Genomic DNA, 19,563 nt, shown 5'->3' with positions numbered 1-19,563 from the left:
GCCATGCCCGCACGGCCCTTGCCGCCGCGATGCTGGGCGCGGAACGCCGACAGAGGGGTGCGCTTGATGTACCCGTCAAGCGTGACGGTCACCACCATCTCGTCGCGCGCGATCAGGTCTTCATCGTCCAGCCCGTCCCATGCCGGGGCGATTTCTGCCACGCGAGGAGTGGCGAAATTGTCGCGAATTTCCTGCAGTTCCTCGCGCATGATCTGATACAATTTCACGCGGTCGGCGAGAATTTCCAGATAGCCGGCAATGGCATCGGACAGCAGTTTCAGCTCATCACCGATTTCATCGCGGCCGAGCGCGGTCAGACGGTGCAGGCGCAGTTCGAGAATCGCGCGCACCTGCCGGTCTGACAGGCGGTAGGTTCCGCCCGTCTGGTCGGCGTCGGGTTCGATCGCTTCGATCAGCTGGATATATTGCGCGATCTCGCCGATCGGCCATTCCTTGGCAGCCAGTTTTGCCCGCGCTTCTACCGGATTGGGCGAACTGCGGATCATCGCGACCACTTCGTCCAGGTTGGACACGGCGACGACCAGGCCGAGCAAGATATGTGCGCGGTCGCGGGCCTTGTTCAGCTCGAACTTGGTGCGCCGCGTGATGACTTCTTCGCGGAAGGTGATGAACGCCTGGATGAAATCCCGCAGCATCAGCGTTTCGGGACGTCCGCCGCGAATCGCCAGCATATTGGCCGGGAAACTCGACTGCGCGGGGGTGTGCCGCCAGATCTGGTTGAGCACCACTTCGGCGGTGGCATCGCGTTTGAGGTCGATCACGACGCGCACACCCATCCGGCTCGATTCGTCGCGAATGTCCGAAACACCTTCGATCCGCTTGTCCTTCGCGGCATCGGCCAGTTTCTCGACCAGACCCGATTTACCCACCTGATAGGGGATGGATGTCAGGACGATCGATTCGCGGTCACCGCGCTTGGTTTCGATTTCGTGGCGGCACCGCTGCAGGATCGAGCCGTGTCCGGTGGTGTATGCCGCGCGCGCACCCGCATTGCCGAGGATCAGCGGTGCGGTGGGGAAATCGGGGCCGGGAATGATTTCGAACAATTCTTCCGACGTGATCGCCGGATTGTCCATATAGGCGAAGCATCCGTCGATCACTTCGCCCAGATTATGCGGCGGGATGTTGGTCGCCATGCCCACCGCGATGCCGCCCGCGCCGTTGACCAGCAGATTGGGGAACCGGGCAGGGAGCACGGTCGGCTCCATCCGGGAACCGTCGTAATTCTCGACGAAATCGACCGTATCCTTGTCGAGATCGTCCAGCAGGCTGTTCGCGACTTTCGCCAGGCGCGCTTCGGTATAACGCATCGATGCCGGCATATCTGGATCCATCGATCCGAAATTGCCCTGGCCATCGACCAGTGGCACCCGCATCGACCAATGCTGGGTCATCCGCACCAGCGCCATGTAGATCGCGCTATCCCCGTGCGGGTGATAATTGCCCATGACATCGCCGACGATCTTCGCGCTCTTGCGGTAGGGGCGCCCGGCTACGAAGCCGCCTTCGTCACTGGCGAACAGGATGCGGCGGTGCACCGGCTTCAGCCCGTCACGCACATCAGGCAGGGCGCGGCTGACGATCACGCTCATCGCGTAATCGAGATAGCTGGTCTTCATCTCATCGACGATGTCGATCCTGGCATATTCGCCCGAAGGAACCGGCGGGGTGAGGGTTTCAATATCGTCGCTCAAGAGGACTCTTTTCGTTATGGGCCAACCCCTTCCACATCCTCGGATCGGGCGAGGGTGAGGGGCAGACAGGGCGAAGTATTTTGCGTTGCGACAAGATAGGCCATTGCAGTGACAACCGCCACCAAAACCCGGCCCCAGACGGCGAAAATGGCCGGGTTTTCCACATTTGTCTGGTGTTAGGAGGGTTCACGGTATGGCGCAGCGTCCGTCGGCATGTTCAAACGCGGTTCAGACCCCAGGCTGCAAAAGATTTGCAATCGCGCACCTGGCGGAACTACTACAGGATGCGTTCGTATTTGAGGCCCCGTTGCGCCGTTCAATCCAACCCCCGGAGATACATTGATGTTTAGTCACACCCGCAATCGAACCACGCGCACCAAGCGCAGCGGATCAAATCTGCTATTGGGAATTGCCCTGGTAAGCGGGGCGGTATTTGGCGCGGCTGCGCTGGAAGCGCCCGCCCATGCACAGAAAAAGGCCAAGAAGGACGAAGCGCCCAAGGCCAATTATTCCAAAGCCTTCGTCGCGGCCTATTCGCCGGTCAACGACCAGTTCCAGGCAGAGCCGAAGGATAATGCGGCCATCGCTGCAGGTATTCCGGCTGTGCTGGCAGCCATCGAAACACCCGATGACCGGTTCGCAGCCGGTAATCTGCTGTATTCCTTCGGCCGGTCGAGCACGGATTTGGCCATGCAGCGCAAGGGTATCGACCTGATGCTCGAAAGCGGGAAGGTCCCTGCTGAATCGGTTGCGGACTATTTGTATACAGCCGGCCAGTTGGCCTATCAGGCAGAGGATTGGCCAACCGCCCGAACGCGGCTTCAGGCTGCGGTCGATGCGGGCCTGACTTCCTCGGATCCTCAGGCGATTATCGCGGAAACCTATTTCAGCCAGGATATGAATGCTGAGGGGCTCCAGTACCTTGCAGACGCGTTGAACAAGCGCATCGCCGCCGGCAAGGAAGTCGACCCGATATGGCTGAAACGCGGGATCAGCGTGGCCTATAATAACGATCTCGCGGAATCCGCAGCAGCCTTTGCGCGCATGAATGCAAAGCTGTTTCCGGCAAAGGACAGCTGGGGTGACGCCATTGCGATCCAGCGCAATTTCAACGATTTCGACGCCCAGGAAACGCTTGATCTGTTGCGTCTCGCCCGGCGGACGGGGAGCCTGCGCAGCGAACGGGACTATGTCGATTATATCGAGGTTGCCGACGCCCGGCGACTTCCTGGCGAAGTGGTTAGCGCCGTTGATGAGGGCTTGAAAGCCGGACTGGTAAACTCCGGCGATGTGTTCATCTCGGAAAGCCTGAGCACCGCAAAGGCACGCCTCAACGCCGACCAGGCCGAACTTCCGGCGCTTGAGCGCGATGCCCGCAAGCCCGCCAGCACAGCTGTAACGGCCGCCGCAGCGGGGGACGCGTTCCTCAGCTATGGCAAGGCGGCGCAAGCGGAAGAAATGTACACGATCGCGCTGAGCAAGCCCGGATCCGATATGCCGCGGGTACTGACCCGGTTGGGTATCGCCCAGGTGGACCAGGGCAAGACCGAGGAAGCCAAGGCGACTTTCGCCAAGGTGACCGGGAACCGGGAATCAATTGCGAAATTGTGGACCGTCTATGCCGAGCAGAAGGCTGCAGGAACACCGGTGGAAACTGCTGCAGCCATGTGAGGCTGTAACGAACACCCAAGGAAGGGCGCGGGCTGCGGTTCGCGCCCTTTTTTGTGCCTGTCCGCCGCTGCCGGATGCCGTCAGCGTAACCGCTTCACATAGATCTGCTTGTCGTCACGCCGCTCGAGCTTGAAATTGTCGAGCGCCTCGAACAGTTCGGACAGGCTCTTGAAGCCGTAGTTTCGCACGTCGAAGCTGGAGCGATTTCCGGCGATCTGCCCGACCTGCTGCAGCTTGGCAAAGCCCGCTTCGTCGCGCTTCGCCTCCTTGTAAGCGGCACCGATCAGCTCGAGCAAATCGGTATCGACGGGCGCCGATTTTTCGACCTTAGGCTTGCCGCTGAAATTTTCGTCCAGCGCGTTACCGGCGATCAACTTCTCCACTTCGATGAAGCGGGTGCAGACCGAGCGGAAGGCCTGCGGTGTCTTGGTGCCGCCAAAACCGTAAACGATAATCCCGTCCTGCCGAAGCCGGGTGACCAGCGGGGTAAAGTCGCTGTCCGAGGTCATGATCCCGAACCCGTCGACCTTGCCCTGGTTGAGCAGGTCGATCGCGTCGATCGTCATGGCCATATCGGTGGCGTTTTTGCCCTTCGACACGTCGAATTGCTGCTGCGGGCGAATGCCGAACTTGTTGGTGATGACATCCCATTTGACCAGCGCCTGCTTGGCAAAATTGCCATAGGCCCGGCGCACATTGACCTGGCCGAGTTCCGCCATCACGGTAAGAACCGGATCAATGCCTCGCGGATCGACATTGTCCGCATCGATCAGCAAGGCGATGTTCTTCAAGGTTTCGTGTGACATGGGGGAAGGGGATACAGCGCCGTTCGTCCCGCGCAAGCGCAATCACTCTGCCGGGTTGAATTGCCCGGTCGTTTCATCGAGAAGATGCAGAACGCCCTCGGATATAGCGAAAAAACTGCCGTGGAGCTTCAGTTCGCCGGTGCGTTCCTTCTGTCTGATGCAGGGGAATGTCCGCAGATTGGCCAGGCTGACCTGAACTGCGGCGTGTTCCATCGCGCGTTCAGCGTCGCGCGTTTCGGTCCCGTATTTCTCGGCCACAGGACCGCGCACGGCATCCAGTAGGCCGATCCAGCTCGAGATAAAGCCACCTTCGCCGGGGGCGGTCCCCAGCATTTCCTGCGTCAAGGCCGCTTTCGTTCCCCCGCACATTCCGTGGCCCATGACCACGATGTGTTCCACCTTCAAAACCTGGACCGCAAATTCCAGTGCTGCGGAAACACCGTGGAGGCCGGGTGTTGTTTCGAACGGGGGAACCAGTGCGGCAACATTGCGGACGACGAAGATCTCGCCGGGATCGACATCGAAAATCTGCGACGGATCGACACGGCTGTCCGAACAGGCAATTATCAGGAACTTCGGTGATTGTCCCTGTTCCACCAGATGGTCGAACCGTTCACGCTGGCGGGGATATCCATCCTTGCGGAACCTGTGATATCCTTCGAGCAAGCGGGCAAATTCGGACATCGCAATCAGTCTCCGTTGATGAACCCTGCGCCTGGCTATCGCATGGTCGCTCTCTCTTGCCTGTGGGCTGCTAGCGGGGATCAATTCGTTCTGCAATCGTGTTGCGCCTGGCGATCGGACACCATTGCGCTTTGGATTTGGTGCGGTGCCTTGCGGCTTGGCGACAGGCGGCCTAAATGGCGCGTATGAACGATCTGGCCGCCGCTCCGAACGATATTGCCGCTTCCGCAGAGGAGCGCCCCATTCGTGCACGCAAGCCGGACTGGATCCGGGTGAAGGCGCCGGTCAGCAAGGGCTATCACGAAACCCGAAAGCTGATGCGCGACCTCAATCTCAACACGGTGTGCGAGGAAGCGGCGTGTCCCAATATCGGGGAATGCTGGACCAAAAAACACGCCACGGTGATGATCCTGGGCGATGTCTGCACACGCGCCTGTGCGTTCTGCAACGTGAAGACCGGGATGCCGCGGATTGTTGACCCGCTGGAACCCGAACATACCGCCGCGGCGGCCGCCAAGCTCGGGCTGGAGCATATCGTGATCACCTCGGTCGACCGTGACGACCTGCCGGATGGCGGGGCAGGGCAGTTCGTGAAGGTCATCCAGGCGCTACGGCGCGAAACCCCCGGCACCACGATTGAAATTCTGACGCCTGACTTCCGCGGCAAGATGCGCCCTGCGGTCGAGGCGATTTGCGAAGCCGGGCCAGACGTTTACAACCACAACCTCGAAACCGTACCAAGACTTTATCCAACGATCCGGCCCGGCGCCCGCTATTATGCTTCGCTCCGCCTGCTGGAAGAAGTGAAGCACCACGATCCGATGATCTTCACCAAATCGGGGATCATGTTGGGGCTGGGGGAACAGAGGCTCGAAGTCCATCAGGTGATGGACGACATGCGCACTGCCGACATCGATTTCATGACCATGGGGCAATATCTTCAGCCGACCCCGAAACATGCCAAGGTGGAGGATTTCGTTACTCCCAAGGCGTTCGACGCATTCGGCGCGATTGCGCGGGCGAAGGGTTTCCTTCAGGTCGCCTCCACTCCGCTGACCCGGTCGAGTTATCACGCTGGCGATGATTTCGCCCAGATGCGTGCGGCGCGCGAGGCAAAGCTGGCCAAAACGAAAATCGGCTGATGCCCGGAATCCGTGAAACCCGAGTGCTGCCCTATACAAGCGAACAGATGTTCGACCTTGTGGCCGATGTCGGTCGGTATGAGGAATTTCTGCCGTGGGTCATTGCCACGCGGGTCCGCGCGAACAGCGAGACTGACATGACCGCGGACATGGTGGTTGGCTTCAAAAGCCTGCGCGAAAGCTTTACCTCGCGGATCACCAAGCAGCGCCCGGAGTTCATCGACGTACAATATGTCGATGGCCCCCTGCGCGATCTCGATAATCGCTGGTATTTCGAACCGCTGCCCGATGGCCGTTGCAAGATCGATTTCGCGGTCGATTTCACCTTCAAGAACCGGGTGTTCGAAGCGCTGGCGGGCCAGTATTTCGACCGCGCGTTTCGCAAGATGGTTGCCGCGTTCGAAGACCGCGCGCGTGAACTTTACGGCAGCAATAATTCCAGCGCGCAAACGGTCGCCTGAAAACGCACTTCAGCGCGGCTGCTCCCGTCGAAGATCTTGAGCTCGCCTTCCGGTTCCCCCGTGCTGTTGCGCACTGCCCGCGCGAAGACGACCGTGCCGACCGGCTTCTTGTCCGTCCCGCCGCCGGGGCCGGCCACGCCGCTGATGGCCACCGCAACATCCGCATTGCTGTTGGCCAACGCCCCGTTGGCCATGGCCCAGACGCAGGCGATGGAAACTGCTCCGAAGGTTTCGATAATATCGCTGGAAACGCCCAGCATCTCGATTTTTGCTTCGTTGGAATAGGTCACGAAGCCCCGATCGAGGACGGTGGAAGACCCGGGAATTTCGGTCAGCGCAGCGGCCACCAGCCCCCCGGTGCAACTTTCCGCAATCGTGATCTTGCGACCAGCAGCGATGTTTTGTTCAATCACGCGCCGCGCGAGGACGTCGATTTCCTTGGGTAACAGAGATTGCCTCATGGCTAGCTGCTTTCACATATTGCGGGCTGCTTGACCCCCGTGATCCGGGCCAGGAATACTGCCAGCCCGCCCATGTTTTCCGGCGGCAAAGGGGCCAGCATGGAAACGCCGCGCTCGATATTGCGGCAATCCTTGAGCGGGATTTTCTTCGAAACTTCCTGCTGGATCATCGCATCGACGAACGGCCGCATCGATTCGGCAGGCAGTGAGGAAACGATTTCCAGCATCTCGCTGTCGGCGGGCTTCACGCTCGTGGCTGCAAAGCCAAGCAGGAACCGGCGCGCACCCGGCCATGCCGAACCCTGCCGGGCGGCATAGGATGCGCTTAGCTGGACACCTTGGGTCTTGAGAAACCCGTTCGCCGGCAAAGAGGCTGCGCATTTTGCCTGAAGCGCGCTGATCATCGAGGGCATGGCATAAACCACGGCGTCGGCGAGGTCGGCCTGCCGGACGCAAGGCGGCGCTGCTGTTTGCGCAGCGGCAACTTGCGAAGCGGTCAGCGCCATGAGTGCACCGGACAATGCCAATAGTCGGAGGGTCTTCATCGTTCGAACTTCCTGTCTGTTGCAACAACAGTCGCGATTGCCTGCGCGGCGATACCTTCTCCACGCCCGGCGAATCCCAACCTTTCGGTTGTGGTCGCCTTTATATTAACCCGGTTGGTATCAACGCCCAGAAGCTCGGCCAGTTTCGCGCGCATGGCGTCCCGATGCGGGCCGATCTTCGGCGCTTCGCAGACAATCGTCAAATCCACGTTGCTGATCGAGTACCCTGCGCCGGTTACGAGGCCGACAGAGTGCTCGACAAATTGGGCCGAATTGGCGCCTTTCCACTGCGGGTCGCTGGGCGGAAAATGCTGGCCGATGTCGCCTTCACCGATCGCGCCGAGCAGCGCATCGACCACAGCATGAAGCGCGACATCGGCATCGCTGTGCCCGGCGAGCCCGCGGTCATGTGGAATCAGCAATCCGCCGAGCCACAGTTCCTCGCCCGCCGCCAGCCGGTGAACGTCGTATCCCATTCCGGTGCGGATATCGGGTAATTGGCTCATGAAATCTTCTGCAAATGTCAGCTTCCTGAGCGCCTCGTCACCGGTGACGTGAGCAATCCCGTAGCCAGAAGCCGCCGCGACTTGTGCGTCGTCCCCAGCAGTTTGCTCCCCTGTCCACGCTCGGTGGGCGGCAAGGATGTCGGCAAAGCGAAACGCCTGGGGAGTCTGCACCCGGCGCAGCTGTTCCCGGTCTGCGGAACCGGCCATCAATCCGCCTGCGTCGATCGACAAGCTGTCCACCACCGAAAGAACCGGAATCGCGCCCGACGTTTCGTCCAACGCGGTGAGAAGCCGTTCGATTACCGCCGCTGGAACGTGCGGCCGCGCCGCGTCGTGGATCAGCACAAATTCCGGGGCGTCGGATTCAAGTGCGTCCAGGGCCTTGGCGACTGACGCCTGCCTCGTTTCACCGCCGGTCACCAGCCGCAGATGTTCGATCCCCGACAGCGCGGCCTTGGCAATCTCTCCCGCATTATCGGGGATCGCCACGATGATCGGCCGCGCGCCCGCCGCCGCAAGTGCTTCGGCAGAGTGGCGAACTACGGGCTTCCCCTGCCAGGCAGCAAATTGCTTGGGCAGCGGCTGACCTGCACGCAGGCCTTGACCGGCTGCGACGATGACCGCCGCAAAACCGCGCGTGGCTGACGTGTGGGGGGAGTGGCCCTGTGTCATTGCCCGGGCGCTAGCTGCTTGCGCCCGATGCTGCAATGCACTATGCGCTGCCCAAATTTTAGGCACATATTCACGATGAGCACGCTTCCCCTTCCACCGGCGCTCAAGCCGATCAACATCGGTCCGATTGCGATCGACTGCCCGGTCGTGCTCGCGCCGATGACCGGGGTTACCGATCTGCCGTTCCGTGCGCTTGTCCGCCGCTATGGATCGGGCCTAAACGTGACCGAAATGGTCGCCAGCCAGGCGATGATCCGTGAAACGCGCCAGTCCCTGCAAAAAGTGGCGTGGCACAGCATCGAAGAACCCGTCTCGATGCAGCTGGTCGGGTGCGATCCGGTATCGATGGGCGAAGCGGCCAGGCTCAACGAAGATCGCGGCGCCGCGATAATCGACATCAATTTCGGTTGCCCGGTGCGCAAGGTCACCAATGGTTTCGCCGGGTCGGCACTGATGCGCGAAGTTCCTCTGGCGACCAGGCTGATGGAAGCGACCGTCAAGGCGGTGTCGGTGCCGGTCACCGTCAAAATGCGGATGGGCTGGGATCATGACAGCCTCAACGCGCCCGAACTCGCGCGAATTGCGGAAGACATCGGGGTAAAGATGATCACCGTGCACGGCCGCACACGGAACCAGATGTACAAGGGGTCCGCCGACTGGAGCTTCATCCGCAAGGTCAAGGATGCGGTGTCCATCCCGGTGATCGTGAATGGCGACATTTGCGGAATAGAGGACACCGCTGCTGCGCTGGAGCAATCCGGTGCGGACGGGGTCATGATCGGGCGCGGTGCTTACGGAAAACCATGGCTGCTAGGGCAGGTCATGCATTGGCTGAGGACGGGCGAAGCGTTACCGAACCCCGATTTCGACGAACAGTTCGCGGTGCTGATCGAACATTATCGCGGAATGCTCGACCTGTACGGCGCCGAAGTCGGGGTCAAGGTCGCCCGCAAGCATCTCGGCTGGTACACCAAGGGGATGCATGGATCGGCGGAATTCCGGAACCGGGTGAATTTCCTGGACGACCCCCAGCAAGTGATCGGGGAACTGGAACGTTTCTACACCCCGTTCATGCGCCGCCGCGCGGCGTGAACGCGCAGCCGGTGTCAACAGGGCGTCATGTCAAGGCCGGGTCGGTGAAGTCAGGTCCGCGACCGCCGGCGCAGACCCAATTGGCCGGACTGATCTTCTCGGTGCTTCTGCTTGACCGCGAACTGCGCATTGCGGAAGCGAACCCCTCGGCGGAAAACCTGCTCGGCCGCAGCAGCAAGCGGCTCACCGGCACCAGGATCACCGACCTGATCGATTTCGGTACGACTGGCCTTCAGGAACGGTTGGCCGCCGAAGATCATCAGCTGGTTGCCCGCGGCGTCGTGGCTGTCGTGGGAGGCGAACGCAGGCGCTTCAACCTGACTGTCTCGCCCATGGCAACCCATCCCGGATGGAAAGTGATGTCACTGTCCGACGGCAGCCGGGACGATGTCTCCGACGAAGGGGAGAAGGAAAATACAGTCGGCGCGCCGGCGGTGCTGGCCCATGAGATCAAGAACCCGCTGGCGGCAATCCGGGGTGCCGGTCAGTTGCTCGCCCGGCGGGTCGACGAAAAGGACCGTCCGCTCGCCGCGATGATTTCGGTCGAGGTTGACCGGATTGCGAGGCTGGTCGACCGGATGCAGAAGCTGGGCAGTAACACGCCGGATCCGGTCGCGCCGTTCAACCTGCATGAAGCTGTCCGCAATGCGATGGCGACCGTGCGCGCGGGCGCTCCGCCGAACGTCACCCTGAGCGAGGAATTCGATCCGTCGCTGCCACAAGTGCTCGCCAGCCAGGATGCGCTGGAGCAAGTGATGATCAACCTGCTGTCCAACGCCTGCGATGCGTGTTCGGGGATGGAAATCGGGGAAATCATGGTCAAGACCCGCTTCGTTAGCGGGCTGGCGATGAGTGCGATCCGGCTTGGCCGGTCCGTTCGGGTGCCGATCGAGGTGTCGGTGATCGACAATGGCCCGGGTGTCGATCCCAAACTGGCCGACCGGATGTTCGAACCTTTCGTGACCGCGAAGAAGGGCGGGCAGGGCCTCGGTCTCGCGCTCGTGAAGAAATTGCTCGCCGATATGGATGGCCGCATCGGTTACAGCCGGGATGACCGGGCAGGGCTGACCCATTTTCGGATCAATCTGCCGGTGGCGAAATAGGGATGGGCACGGTGCGCGGACAAATCCTGCTGGTAGAGGACGACAATGCGATTGCCACGGTTGTCACCGCGGCCCTGGAAGAGGAAGGCTTTGCCGTCACTATTTCGGACAGCATTGTCGGACGAGACCGCCATCTGTCGATGCAACACTTCGATGCGATGCTGACTGACGTCATGCTGACCGATGGCGACGGGATCGTAGGCCTCGCCGAGATACGTACCAAACACCCTGAAATGCCGGTGATCATCCTTTCGGCGCAGAATACCCTCGATACCGCCATCCGGGCGAGCGATACCGGGGCGTTCGAATATTTCCCCAAGCCGTTCGACCTCGATGAACTTGTACGAGCAGTGGAACAGGCAACAGGCGCCCGTGCGACCCGGAGCGGCGGCGAGCCTGCGGAACCGGGCGAAGGGCTTCCGTTGGTCGGGCGCAGTCCGGCGATGCAGGGCGTGTTCCGGATGATTACCCGCGTGCTGCGTAACGATTTGACGGTTCTGATTTTGGGCGAATCGGGGACTGGCAAGGAACTGGTGGCCGATGCCATCCATCAACTCGGCCACCGGAAGACCGGACCGTTCATCGCCGTGAACGCCGCGGCGATCCCCGGTGAACTGATCGAAAGCGAGTTGTTCGGACACGAAAAGGGCGCCTTCACCGGGGCGGTGAACCAGGCGATCGGCAAATTCGAACAGGCCAATGGCGGCACGCTGTTTCTCGACGAAATCGGCGATATGCCAGCGGATGCGCAGACGCGGTTGCTGCGGGCCTTGCAATCGGGGCGCATCCGCCGGGTCGGCGGACGTCAGGAAATTTCCGTCGATGTTCGCATTATCGCCGCCACCAACCGGGATCTCAGCCCGATGATCGCCGCGGGAACCTTCCGCGAGGACCTGTTCTACCGCCTCAACGTGGTTCCGATCCAGCTTCCCCCGCTGCGTGACCGGGTAGGCGATATCGGCGCCCTGGCGCGGCATTTCCTGCGGCTGGCCGCCAGTGAAGGACTGCCGCCGCGGCAACTGGACGATGCGTCGATCACCCTGCTGGAGCGCCAGCCGTGGCGCGGAAATGTCCGCGAGCTGCAAAACACCGTCTACCGCCTCGCGCTCATGGCCCGCGACGATGTCATCGATACCGACACGATCACCGCCGTTCTGGGAGAAGCGTTGCGCGTGCGCGGGAGCACAACCGAGGACGACGGCTTCGCCGCTGCGCTGGAAAGCTGGCTGTCAGTTCACGGCCAGCCCAATGGCAAATTGTACCAGCAATCGCTGGCCGCATTCGAGAAACCCCTGTTCGAACACGCCCTGCGGCAGACCGGCGGTAACCAGCTGCGCGCGGCCGAACTGCTCGGCATCAACCGCAACACCTTGCGCAAGCGGTTGGTCGAGTTGGTGATCGACCCGGACCGGTTTTCTGCGGCCCGGTAAGGCTGCGCACCAATGTTTATCGGATGATTGTGCCCGTTGGGCGCAAAAGGACTTGCAAAAATACAACACTGGCGTTGTAACTGAGCAACGATGAAGAGCGCGTCCCCCTCGATCCAGCACCGGACTCCCCGATGGATGCGGCGCTTCGTCGTCGCATCACGCCGCGCCAATTTTTTCCTGATCCTTGAAGTCATCGCCGGGCTGGCTTTCGCGGGCATGGTGGCGGCGACCTATTACAGCTTCAGCAGCGCACCCGAGGGCGGTCAGTTGTTGCCCTCGACGCAAGTCGCGTCGCTGCTGATCGGGACATTGATCCCGGCAATTGCGCTGGTTGTCCTGCTCGGCCGCCGGCTGGCCATCCGGCGCGCCGCTGGCAGTACCGCGCGGTTGCATGTGCGGCTGGTGTTCTTCTTTTCGATGGTGGCAGCCATTCCGACCCTGCTGGTGGCCGGTTTCGCAGCCTTCCTGTTCCAGTCCGGCGTCGATTTCTGGTTCTCCGACGATTCTCGCGGTCTGATGCAGAATGCCAATACGCTGGCAGAAAATTACTACGAACAGAACCAGCTTGAAGTCGCCAACGAGACAATCGCGATGGCGAGCGACATGCGCTACTGGCTGGAGCAGGGCACCCTGACCGACAGCGGGTTCGCGGATTTCTACCGCTATCAGGCGCAAGGGCGTGACCTGAACGAATCGGCGATACTGCAGGAATTGCCCGATGGATCACTGCGCACGGCGGCGATGTTCGACTTGCCTGCCGACAACCAGCCGCAACAGCTCGAATCCGGTGTTTTCGAGCGGGTTCGCGGGGGCGAAGCAGTGGTCGTGATCGGCGGACCGACCCGGATCGAGGCGGTCTCGGCAATCGACCGGAACAGCGGCATTTACCTCTATAACGCCCGGAATTCTGAGGCGCAGTCCTTCATATCCTTTGAAAATGCGAAGAACATTGCCTCGGCATACGAATTGCTGACCAACCGGGCGAGGGCGCTCCAGCTGCGTTTCAACCTGGCGTTGTTCTTCGTTTCGATCATTCTGGTGATGATTGCGGTGTGGTTCGCGCTGCGCTTTGCCGACCGCCAGGTGGAGCCGCTGACGGAACTGGTCGGCGCGGCGAGAAAGGTCGGGGCGGGCAATTTCTCGCTGCGGGTGGCTGGCCGCACCGGCAATGACGAGATCGGCCAGCTCAACCGCGCTTTTAACCGAATGACTGCCCAGATCGAGCAGCAAACCGATGCGCTGGTGCGGGCGAACAGCCAGCTGGACGCGCGTCGGGCGTTCATGGAAACAGTGCTCGAATCGGTTACCGCCGGGATCATCTCGATCAGCCCCGATGGACAGGTCCTGCTGATGAACAGCCTCGCGCAGCAATTGCTGCTGGGAGAGCGCCGGCCGACCCCTCTGGAACTGCCTCTGGAGGCCTTGTCACCGCAGATTGCCGCGCTGGCCGCCTCCGGTCTGCCCAGCGGCATCGTGAACTACAACAAGGGCGGCGACCTGCTGACGCTGGCGGTGAAAGTCGCCGCTGCGCCGGAAGGCAAGGTGATCACTTTCGAAGACATCACCCGGCAACTGCTCGACCAGCGGCAGGCCGCATGGTCCGATGTCGCACGGCGGATCGCCCATGAAATCAAGAACCCGCTGACCCCGATCCAGCTCGCGACGGAGCGGCTCAAGCGGCGCTACCGCAAGCAGATCGAGCTGGACGGGGAATTGTTCGACGAACTGACCAACACCATCGTTCGCCAGGTCGGTGCCCTGCGCAACATGGTCGATGAATTTTCTTCCTTCGCGCGGCTCCCGAAACCCGTCTTCCGTGAAGAGAATGCCGTCGACCTGGTGCGCCAATCCCTGTTCCTGCAGGAAGTCGCCCATCCGGGAATCAACTTCAGTGTCGGCATGGAGGAAGAAGGCCCGATCATGATCGCCTGCGACCGGCATCAGCTGGGCCAAGCCATGACCAACGTCATGAAGAACGCTGTCGAAGCGGTTGAGGCGCGCGCCAGCGCCGCCGAACTCGATTTCCGCGGCGCGATCCATGTCGAGATCGCGGCGACCGACGGCGCTCTGATGGTCTGCGTGGAAGACAACGGTGTCGGCCTGCCGCAGGATCAGGACAGTATCGTGGAACCCTATGTCACCACTCGAGAAAAGGGCACCGGGCTGGGGCTGGCGATCGTCAACAAGATCGTGGAGGAGCATGGCGGGGACATGACCTTCGCGGCGGCCGAAGGCGGCGGAACCAAGGTGACGCTTCGCTTCGCCCGCAATCCGCTCGCACTGATGCGAACCCATTCGGGGGCACAAACCAAATTGGGCAGCGGTACCACCGGATGACCCATCGAAAGGCAGATGCGCAATGGCGCTAGATATCCTCATAGTCGATGACGAACGCGATATTCGCGATCTCGTTTCGGGTGTCCTTTGCGACGAGGGCTATGAATGCCGCACGGCGGCTGACAGCACCGCAGCACTGGCCGCGATCGACGAGCGCCGCCCGAGTCTGGTGTTGCTGGACGTGTGGCTGCACGGCAGCGCCATGGACGGGCTTGAAGTGCTCGATGCGATCAAGGCGCGTGAACCGGAACTGCCGGTGATCATATTTTCCGGGCATGGCAATATCGACACTGCCGTATCCGCGGTCAGCCGCGGGGCCATGGATTTCATCGAGAAGCCGTTCGAAGCGGAACGGCTGTTGCTTCTGGTCGACCGGGCGACCGAAACCGAACGTCTCCGCCGCGAAAACACTCGTCTGCGGCAAGGCTTTACGCACGGCGAGGAATTCACCGGCAATTCGGTGATCATCAATCATGTGCGCGCGACGCTGAAACGCGTGGCGGGGACAGGCAGCCGGGTCCTGATCACCGGACCGGCGGGTGCCGGCAAGGAAGTGGCAGCGCGGCTGCTGCATAGCTGGAGCCCGCGCAGCGACTGCGCATTCGTGATCGTGAATTCGGCGCGGATCACCCCGGAACGCTTCGAACAGGAACTGTTCGGCGAGGAATCCGACGGCAAGCTGGTCCGGCCGGGTTTGCTGGAACTGGCCGATGGCGGCACGCTGTATCTGGACGAGGTGGCGGATATGCCGCTATCGACCCAGGCGCGGATCCTGCGCGTGCTGACTGAACAGAGCTTTGTGCGGGTCGGGGGCAGCCGCCAGATCGGGGTGGATGTGCGGGTTGTTTCATCGACCTCGCGCGATCTCCAGTTCGAGATGGAGCAGAAGAACTTCCGCGAAGACCTGTTCTACCGGCTGAATGTTGTCCCCATTTCGATCCCTTCGCTGGCCGAGCGGCGGGACGATATACCTGCACTGGCCGATCATTTTTTCACCCGCTACGCCGCAGAGCAGGGCATCGTAGCCCCCGACCTGACCGAAGAATCGATGGCGGCGCTGCAGGCCTATGACTGGCCGGGCAATGTCCGCCAATTGCGCAATGTGGTTGAACGGACCGTCATCCTGACCCCACGCGAGCGGCTCGACGCGGTAGAGCCCGATATGCTGCCGAGCGAGGTGATTGGCGGCAAATTGGGCGGGACCACCGGAATTTCGGCCCTGATGGGTATTCCGCTGCGCGAGGCTCGCGAAAGTTTCGAGCGCGAATATCTCAGCATCCAGATCCGCCGCTTCTCGGGCAATATCTCCAAAACGGCCAGTTTTATTGGAATGGAGCGGTCCGCCCTCCACCGCAAGCTGAAGCTGCTGGGTATGGGTGAACGCAATGGCGAAGAGCGCAAGGTGTGAGCAATTGTGACCAATAAATTTTGCACTGCGGAACGAATAGATTTGCGAATTTTTTTTCATTAGAGTTATGCCGCATTGAAACTATCGGCCACCAACCTCGTTAGGAGGACGGTGGACCAGACCGCGAACCGCGCAAGCGGTCGCCAAAAAAGGTGACAGGAAATGTCAGAAGGACGCACGTTAACTGCCCGGCCGAAGCTCGAACCCGCGCCGAAGGCGGTAGAACCGGCAAAGAAGGGCAAGCAGGCCAGTCTCCAGGACGCGTTCCTGAATCTACTGCGGAAAAACAAGACCCCGGTGACGATGTTCCTGGTCAAGGGCGTCAAACTGCAGGGTATCATCACGTGGTTCGACAATTTTTCCATCCTGCTGCGCCGGGACGGCGAATCGCAACTGGTTTACAAACACGCCGTGTCCACACTCATGCCCGGTCAGGCGATCGACATCGGCCAGTTCGACAGCGCGGATAGTCAGCGCAAGCAGCGCCTGCTCCAGGACGTGTTCCTGTCCCGCGTGAGCGACGCCAAAGCGCAGGTCACGATGTTCCTGGTCAACGGGGTGATGCTGCAAGGCCGCATTGCTGCCTATGATCTGTTCTGCATGCTGCTTGAGCGGGACGGGTTCGTCCAACTGGCGTATAAGCATGCGGTTTCAACCATTCAGCCGACGACGCATGTCGATCTGTCGGATGATTGGGAAGGTGACGACGACTGAGCTTTTCCGACGACTTGTCAGGCGAGGTTTCCCGCGGGGCGCGGGCGATCGTCATCTGTCCCGACATTCGAGGTGCCAGGCACGATCTGGACGCAGCCTCCCGGCTGGAGGAGGCTGGCGGATTGGCACTGGCGATCGGGATCGTCGTGGCGGACGCATTCGTATTGCCCGTGCGCGACGTCAAGCCGAACACGCTGTTCGGTTCCGGCCAGGTCCAGTCCATCGCGGACAAATGCGAATTGGAAGCCGCCGAGCTGGTCATTGTCGACGGTGCCCTGTCGCCTATCCAGCAACGCAACCTTGAAGACCGCCTCAAGCGCAAAGTCATCGACCGTACCGGCTTGATCCTGGAAATTTTCGGCGAGCGCGCCGCCACGGCCGAGGGCCGGCTTCAGGTCGAACTCGCGCATCTGGATTACCAACAAAGCCGCCTGGTGCGTAGCTGGACCCACCTCGAACGTCAGCGCGGCGGCTTCGGCTTCCTCGGAGGGCCGGGCGAAACACAGATCGAGGCCGACCGCCGGATGATTCGTCAGCGGATGGCGCGGCTGCGCAAGGAGCTGGAACAGGTTCGCCGCACCCGCACCTTGCACCGCGAGCGGCGCAACCGCGCGCCTTGGCCGGTGATCGCCCTGGTCGGCTACACCAACGCGGGCAAATCCACGCTGTTCAACCGGTTGACCGAATCCGACGTCATGGCCGAGGACTTGCTGTTCGCAACGCTCGATCCGACCATGCGCGCAATTCGCCTGCCGGGCGTGGAAAAAGCCATTCTGTCCGATACTGTCGGCTTTATCTCCGACCTGCCGACCCAATTGGTCGCCGCGTTCCGCGCCACGCTCGAGGAGGTGACCGGGGCAGACATCATCGTCCACGTGCGCGACATTGCTAGCGCGGCTTCCGCCGCGCAGAAGACGCAAGTGCTTCACGTGCTTGCCGAACTCGGCGTGACGGGTAGGGAGGGGGACGATAACCCGATCCCGATCATCGAAGCCTGGAACAAGTGGGACTTGCTCGATCCGGAACGCGCCGGCGATCTGGCCGACATCGCGGCTGCGGCTGACGACATCGTGCCGATTTCGGCAATCGAAGGCACCGGAGTGGACGCGCTGATCGCGGCGCTCGACCGGTTACTCACTGCCAGTTCGCGAATTTACCAGATTACGCTCCCGGTCGGCGAGGGCCAGAAACTGGCATGGCTCCACGCACATGGTCAGGTGATGTCGGAAAAAGACGCGGGCGAGGGCGAAAACGGGCCGCTGCGTGAGTTTGAAGTGCGCCTGTCGCCAAAGGAATTCGGACGATTCGCCCAGCTATAGCCTTACTCTTCAGACTGTTTCACCCTGTTCCACAAGGCTTCCTGCTCGTCGAGTGACAGTTCAGCAAAATTCTCCGCTAGTGCTTCCATCCCGCGGTATCGACGTTCGAACTTGTCGTTGGCTGCCCGCAACGCATCCTCCGGTGCGATACCGTAGGCGCGAACGAGATTGACTGCGGCGAACAGGAGGTCGCCCGCTTCCTCGGCCTGCTTGTCCGGGGATGCCTCAGCCAGTTCCAGCATTTCTTCGGCAAGCTTCGCGGCGGGACCATCGGTGTCCGGCCAGTCGAACCCGTCACGCGCGGCACGTTTTTGCAGTTTCTCGGCGCGGAGCAAGGCTGGTAGCGCCCGCGCCACGCCATCCATCGAGCTGGTCGCGCCCTGGGCCTCGCGTTCGGAGGCCTTCAATGCTTCCCAACGCCTTTCGCCCATGGTGCCGCTGTCGCCGCCGAAGATATGCGGGTGGCGGGATTCCATCTTGTCGCTGATCGCTGTTGCGACATCGTCGAAAGCGAAATGACCGGCTTCTTCGGCCATTCTTGCGTGGAACACGACCTGGAGCAGCAAATCGCCAAGTTCACCCTTGAGTTCGCCGATCGCGCGCCTGCTAATGGCGTCGGCAACTTCGTAGGCTTCTTCAATCGTATAGGGCGCGATCGTCTCGAAAGTTTGCGCAAGATCCCATTCGCAACCGGTTTGTGGATCACGAAGGGCCGCCATGATGCGGAGGAGGCGGTCGAGACTGACGGTCATCTTGCTCTTGATCGTGGAATGATAATATATATTATGTTAAATAACGGACCGGCGACGCGGGGATCATCCCCTCTCATGATGTGGCCAGGCTGATGAACAGGAAACACATTACGAAAATGCCGGCCCAAGTCAGAGCCATAACCGCGCCTTTCTTCCAGTTGAGGCGCTGACCAACGAGTGCACTGCCGGCCAGGATCAGGAATCCCAGCAGGGATATCATCTGGACCGTGTCGAACTCGCTCACAACTCGATCTCCAATCCGTCATAGCCAACCAACACGCCGTCGGGCACTTCGGCAGACAGAGTGGCATAATCCATGCTTTTGTCGAGATGGCTGAGAACGGCCCGTTTTGCGCCGGTCCGCCGGATCAATTCGAGCGCCATTCCGAGATCCGCATGGGTCGGATGTGGTTCGCGCCGGAGGCAGTCGGTTACCAGCAGGTCGCAGCCATCGAACAGCGCCACCATCTCCGAAGTAATCTCGCTGAAGTCCGTCGCGTAACCGATTGAAAAACCATCCGCATCGAACAAAAATGCGGTACTCTTCGCCGGGCCATGGGGCATGATGCACCAGCGTACGGAAAATCCCATGCACAGCCGGACATTGTCCAGATTCTCGAGATTGACGATCGTGGGATACCCGTGCTGACCAGCGAAAACGTAATCGAACCTCTGGCGCAGCCGGCGCACGGTTTCCTGCCCCGCGAAGCCTGGAATGGCGCCGCTTCGACCATAACGAAGCGGC

The 19,563-nt window shown here is 61.1% G+C and carries 19 protein-coding genes; 10 read left to right on the top strand and 9 right to left on the bottom strand.

The genetic code is table 11. The features are described 5' to 3' along the window. The coding region (locus U0988_RS13810; RefSeq protein ID WP_322293208.1) for a DNA topoisomerase (ATP-hydrolyzing) at positions 1 to 1,715 on the bottom strand (1,715 nt) is incomplete at its 3' end. 342 nt (positions 1,716 to 2,057) lie between these two features. Here U0988_RS13810 and U0988_RS13805 point away from each other — a divergent pair. Further along, complete coding sequence (locus U0988_RS13805; protein ID WP_322293207.1) at positions 2,058 to 3,386, top strand: hypothetical protein; 1,329 nt, start codon at positions 2,058 to 2,060, stop codon at positions 3,384 to 3,386. Positions 3,387 to 3,466: 80 nt separating this feature from the next. Here the strand turns inward: U0988_RS13805 and U0988_RS13800 are convergent, their stop codons facing one another. Both U0988_RS13800 and U0988_RS13795 read right to left on the bottom strand, forming a co-directional pair. Next, a complete protein-coding gene (locus U0988_RS13800) occupies positions 3,467 to 4,192 on the bottom strand; it encodes an NYN domain-containing protein (RefSeq protein WP_322293206.1) in 726 nt (241 codons plus the stop codon). 42 nt (positions 4,193 to 4,234) lie between these two features. After that, complete coding sequence (locus tag U0988_RS13795) at positions 4,235 to 4,876, bottom strand: carbonic anhydrase (RefSeq protein ID WP_322293205.1); 642 nt, start codon at positions 4,874 to 4,876, stop codon at positions 4,235 to 4,237. Between the two features lie 176 nt (positions 4,877 to 5,052). Here U0988_RS13795 and lipA point away from each other — a divergent pair, with 176 nt between their 5' ends. Together lipA and U0988_RS13785 are read left to right on the top strand one after the other, a co-directional pair. Further along, positions 5,053 to 6,018: a lipoyl synthase gene (lipA, locus tag U0988_RS13790; RefSeq protein WP_416172400.1), complete on the top strand. Its 966-nt coding sequence runs from the start codon at positions 5,053 to 5,055 to the stop codon at positions 6,016 to 6,018. Continuing rightward, positions 6,018 to 6,479 carry a type II toxin-antitoxin system RatA family toxin gene (locus U0988_RS13785; RefSeq protein ID WP_322293203.1) on the top strand — a complete coding sequence of 154 codons (462 nt, stop codon included), beginning with the start codon at positions 6,018 to 6,020 and terminating at the stop codon, positions 6,477 to 6,479. Before lipA ends, U0988_RS13785 begins: the two co-directional genes overlap by 1 nt. Here the strand turns inward: U0988_RS13785 and U0988_RS13780 are convergent. The 3 genes from U0988_RS13780 to U0988_RS13770 are packed head-to-tail and all read right to left on the bottom strand — an operon-like array spanning position 6,440 to position 8,663. Then, on the bottom strand, positions 6,440 to 6,940 hold the full coding sequence (locus tag U0988_RS13780; RefSeq protein ID WP_322293202.1) for a CinA family protein: 501 nt from the start codon (positions 6,938 to 6,940) through the stop codon (positions 6,440 to 6,442). The two genes, U0988_RS13785 and U0988_RS13780, sit on opposite strands and share 40 nt — an antisense overlap. 2 nt (positions 6,941 to 6,942) lie before the next feature. Next, positions 6,943 to 7,485 carry a hypothetical protein gene (locus tag U0988_RS13775; RefSeq protein WP_322293201.1) on the bottom strand — a complete coding sequence of 181 codons (543 nt, stop codon included), beginning with the start codon at positions 7,483 to 7,485 and terminating at the stop codon, positions 6,943 to 6,945. Beyond that, positions 7,482 to 8,663: a bifunctional 2-C-methyl-D-erythritol 4-phosphate cytidylyltransferase/2-C-methyl-D-erythritol 2,4-cyclodiphosphate synthase gene (locus U0988_RS13770; protein WP_322293200.1), complete on the bottom strand. Its 1,182-nt coding sequence runs from the start codon at positions 8,661 to 8,663 to the stop codon at positions 7,482 to 7,484. The genes U0988_RS13775 and U0988_RS13770 overlap by 4 nt, the downstream gene beginning before the upstream one ends. Before the next feature lie 75 nt (positions 8,664 to 8,738). Between U0988_RS13770 and dusB the strand changes: the two genes are divergently transcribed. The 7 genes from dusB to hflX all read left to right on the top strand — a co-directional run bounded on the left by dusB (position 8,739) and on the right by hflX (position 18,066). Continuing rightward, complete coding sequence (gene dusB / locus U0988_RS13765; RefSeq protein ID WP_322293199.1) at positions 8,739 to 9,755, top strand: tRNA dihydrouridine synthase DusB; 1,017 nt, start codon at positions 8,739 to 8,741, stop codon at positions 9,753 to 9,755. A 44-nt stretch (positions 9,756 to 9,799) separates the two neighbouring features. Beyond that, entirely contained in the window at positions 9,800 to 10,858 is a 1,059-nt protein-coding gene (locus U0988_RS13760) for a two-component system sensor histidine kinase NtrB (protein ID WP_322293198.1), read from the top strand. Positions 10,859 to 10,869: 11 nt separating this feature from the next. Continuing rightward, positions 10,870 to 12,288 carry a nitrogen regulation protein NR(I) gene (ntrC, locus tag U0988_RS13755; RefSeq protein ID WP_322293197.1) on the top strand — a complete coding sequence of 473 codons (1,419 nt, stop codon included), beginning with the start codon at positions 10,870 to 10,872 and terminating at the stop codon, positions 12,286 to 12,288. Positions 12,289 to 12,378: 90 nt separating this feature from the next. Continuing rightward, positions 12,379 to 14,625 (top strand): ATP-binding protein, encoded by a 2,247-nt coding sequence (locus U0988_RS13750; RefSeq protein ID WP_322293196.1) that lies wholly within the window; start codon positions 12,379 to 12,381, stop codon positions 14,623 to 14,625. 22 nt (positions 14,626 to 14,647) lie between these two features. After that, positions 14,648 to 16,033: a sigma-54 dependent transcriptional regulator gene (locus U0988_RS13745; RefSeq protein WP_322293195.1), complete on the top strand. Its 1,386-nt coding sequence runs from the start codon at positions 14,648 to 14,650 to the stop codon at positions 16,031 to 16,033. Between the two features lie 162 nt (positions 16,034 to 16,195). After that, positions 16,196 to 16,747, top strand: coding sequence for an RNA chaperone Hfq (gene hfq / locus U0988_RS13740; protein ID WP_322293194.1), 552 nt, complete (start codon positions 16,196 to 16,198; stop codon positions 16,745 to 16,747). A gap of 14 nt (positions 16,748 to 16,761) precedes the next feature. After that, positions 16,762 to 18,066: a GTPase HflX gene (gene hflX, locus U0988_RS13735; protein ID WP_322293193.1), complete on the top strand. Its 1,305-nt coding sequence runs from the start codon at positions 16,762 to 16,764 to the stop codon at positions 18,064 to 18,066. 2 nt (positions 18,067 to 18,068) lie between these two features. On the opposite strand, the gene mazG is transcribed toward hflX, so the two are convergent. From mazG to U0988_RS13720, 3 genes are all read right to left on the bottom strand, one after another. Further along, positions 18,069 to 18,818 (bottom strand): nucleoside triphosphate pyrophosphohydrolase, encoded by a 750-nt coding sequence (gene mazG, locus U0988_RS13730; protein WP_322293192.1) that lies wholly within the window; start codon positions 18,816 to 18,818, stop codon positions 18,069 to 18,071. A gap of 73 nt (positions 18,819 to 18,891) precedes the next feature. Further along, positions 18,892 to 19,062: a hypothetical protein gene (locus U0988_RS13725; RefSeq protein ID WP_322293191.1), complete on the bottom strand. Its 171-nt coding sequence runs from the start codon at positions 19,060 to 19,062 to the stop codon at positions 18,892 to 18,894. Continuing rightward, positions 19,059 to 19,563 (bottom strand): MBL fold metallo-hydrolase (locus U0988_RS13720; RefSeq protein WP_322293190.1); only part of this gene is annotated, 505 nt, incomplete at its 5' end. The genes U0988_RS13725 and U0988_RS13720, both read right to left, overlap by 4 nt.

The organism is Allopontixanthobacter sp., from assembly GCF_034376665.1.
Classification (GTDB): Bacteria; Pseudomonadota; Alphaproteobacteria; order Sphingomonadales; family Sphingomonadaceae; genus Allopontixanthobacter.
This window is presented reverse-complemented; position numbering and strand designations above follow the sequence as displayed.

Excerpts from the sequence above, each read along its gene's own strand:
- U0988_RS13805 (WP_322293207.1), top strand. The coding sequence starts at position 2,058 with ATGTTTAGTCACACCCGCAATCGAACCACGCGCACCAAGCGCAGCGGA.
- U0988_RS13800 (WP_322293206.1), bottom strand. The coding sequence starts at position 4,192 with ATGTCACACGAAACCTTGAAGAACATCGCCTTGCTGATCGATGCGGAC.
- U0988_RS13795 (WP_322293205.1), bottom strand. The coding sequence starts at position 4,876 with ATGTCCGAATTTGCCCGCTTGCTCGAAGGATATCACAGGTTCCGCAAG.
- lipA (WP_416172400.1), top strand. The coding sequence starts at position 5,053 with ATGGCGCGTATGAACGATCTGGCCGCCGCTCCGAACGATATTGCCGCT.
- U0988_RS13785 (WP_322293203.1), top strand. The coding sequence starts at position 6,018 with ATGCCCGGAATCCGTGAAACCCGAGTGCTGCCCTATACAAGCGAACAG.
- U0988_RS13780 (WP_322293202.1), bottom strand. The coding sequence starts at position 6,940 with ATGAGGCAATCTCTGTTACCCAAGGAAATCGACGTCCTCGCGCGGCGC.
- U0988_RS13775 (WP_322293201.1), bottom strand. The coding sequence starts at position 7,485 with ATGAAGACCCTCCGACTATTGGCATTGTCCGGTGCACTCATGGCGCTG.
- U0988_RS13770 (WP_322293200.1), bottom strand. The coding sequence starts at position 8,663 with ATGACACAGGGCCACTCCCCCCACACGTCAGCCACGCGCGGTTTTGCG.
- dusB (WP_322293199.1), top strand. The coding sequence starts at position 8,739 with ATGAGCACGCTTCCCCTTCCACCGGCGCTCAAGCCGATCAACATCGGT.
- U0988_RS13750 (WP_322293196.1), top strand. The coding sequence starts at position 12,379 with ATGAAGAGCGCGTCCCCCTCGATCCAGCACCGGACTCCCCGATGGATG.
- U0988_RS13745 (WP_322293195.1), top strand. The coding sequence starts at position 14,648 with ATGGCGCTAGATATCCTCATAGTCGATGACGAACGCGATATTCGCGAT.
- hfq (WP_322293194.1), top strand. The coding sequence starts at position 16,196 with ATGTCAGAAGGACGCACGTTAACTGCCCGGCCGAAGCTCGAACCCGCG.
- mazG (WP_322293192.1), bottom strand. The coding sequence starts at position 18,818 with ATGACCGTCAGTCTCGACCGCCTCCTCCGCATCATGGCGGCCCTTCGT.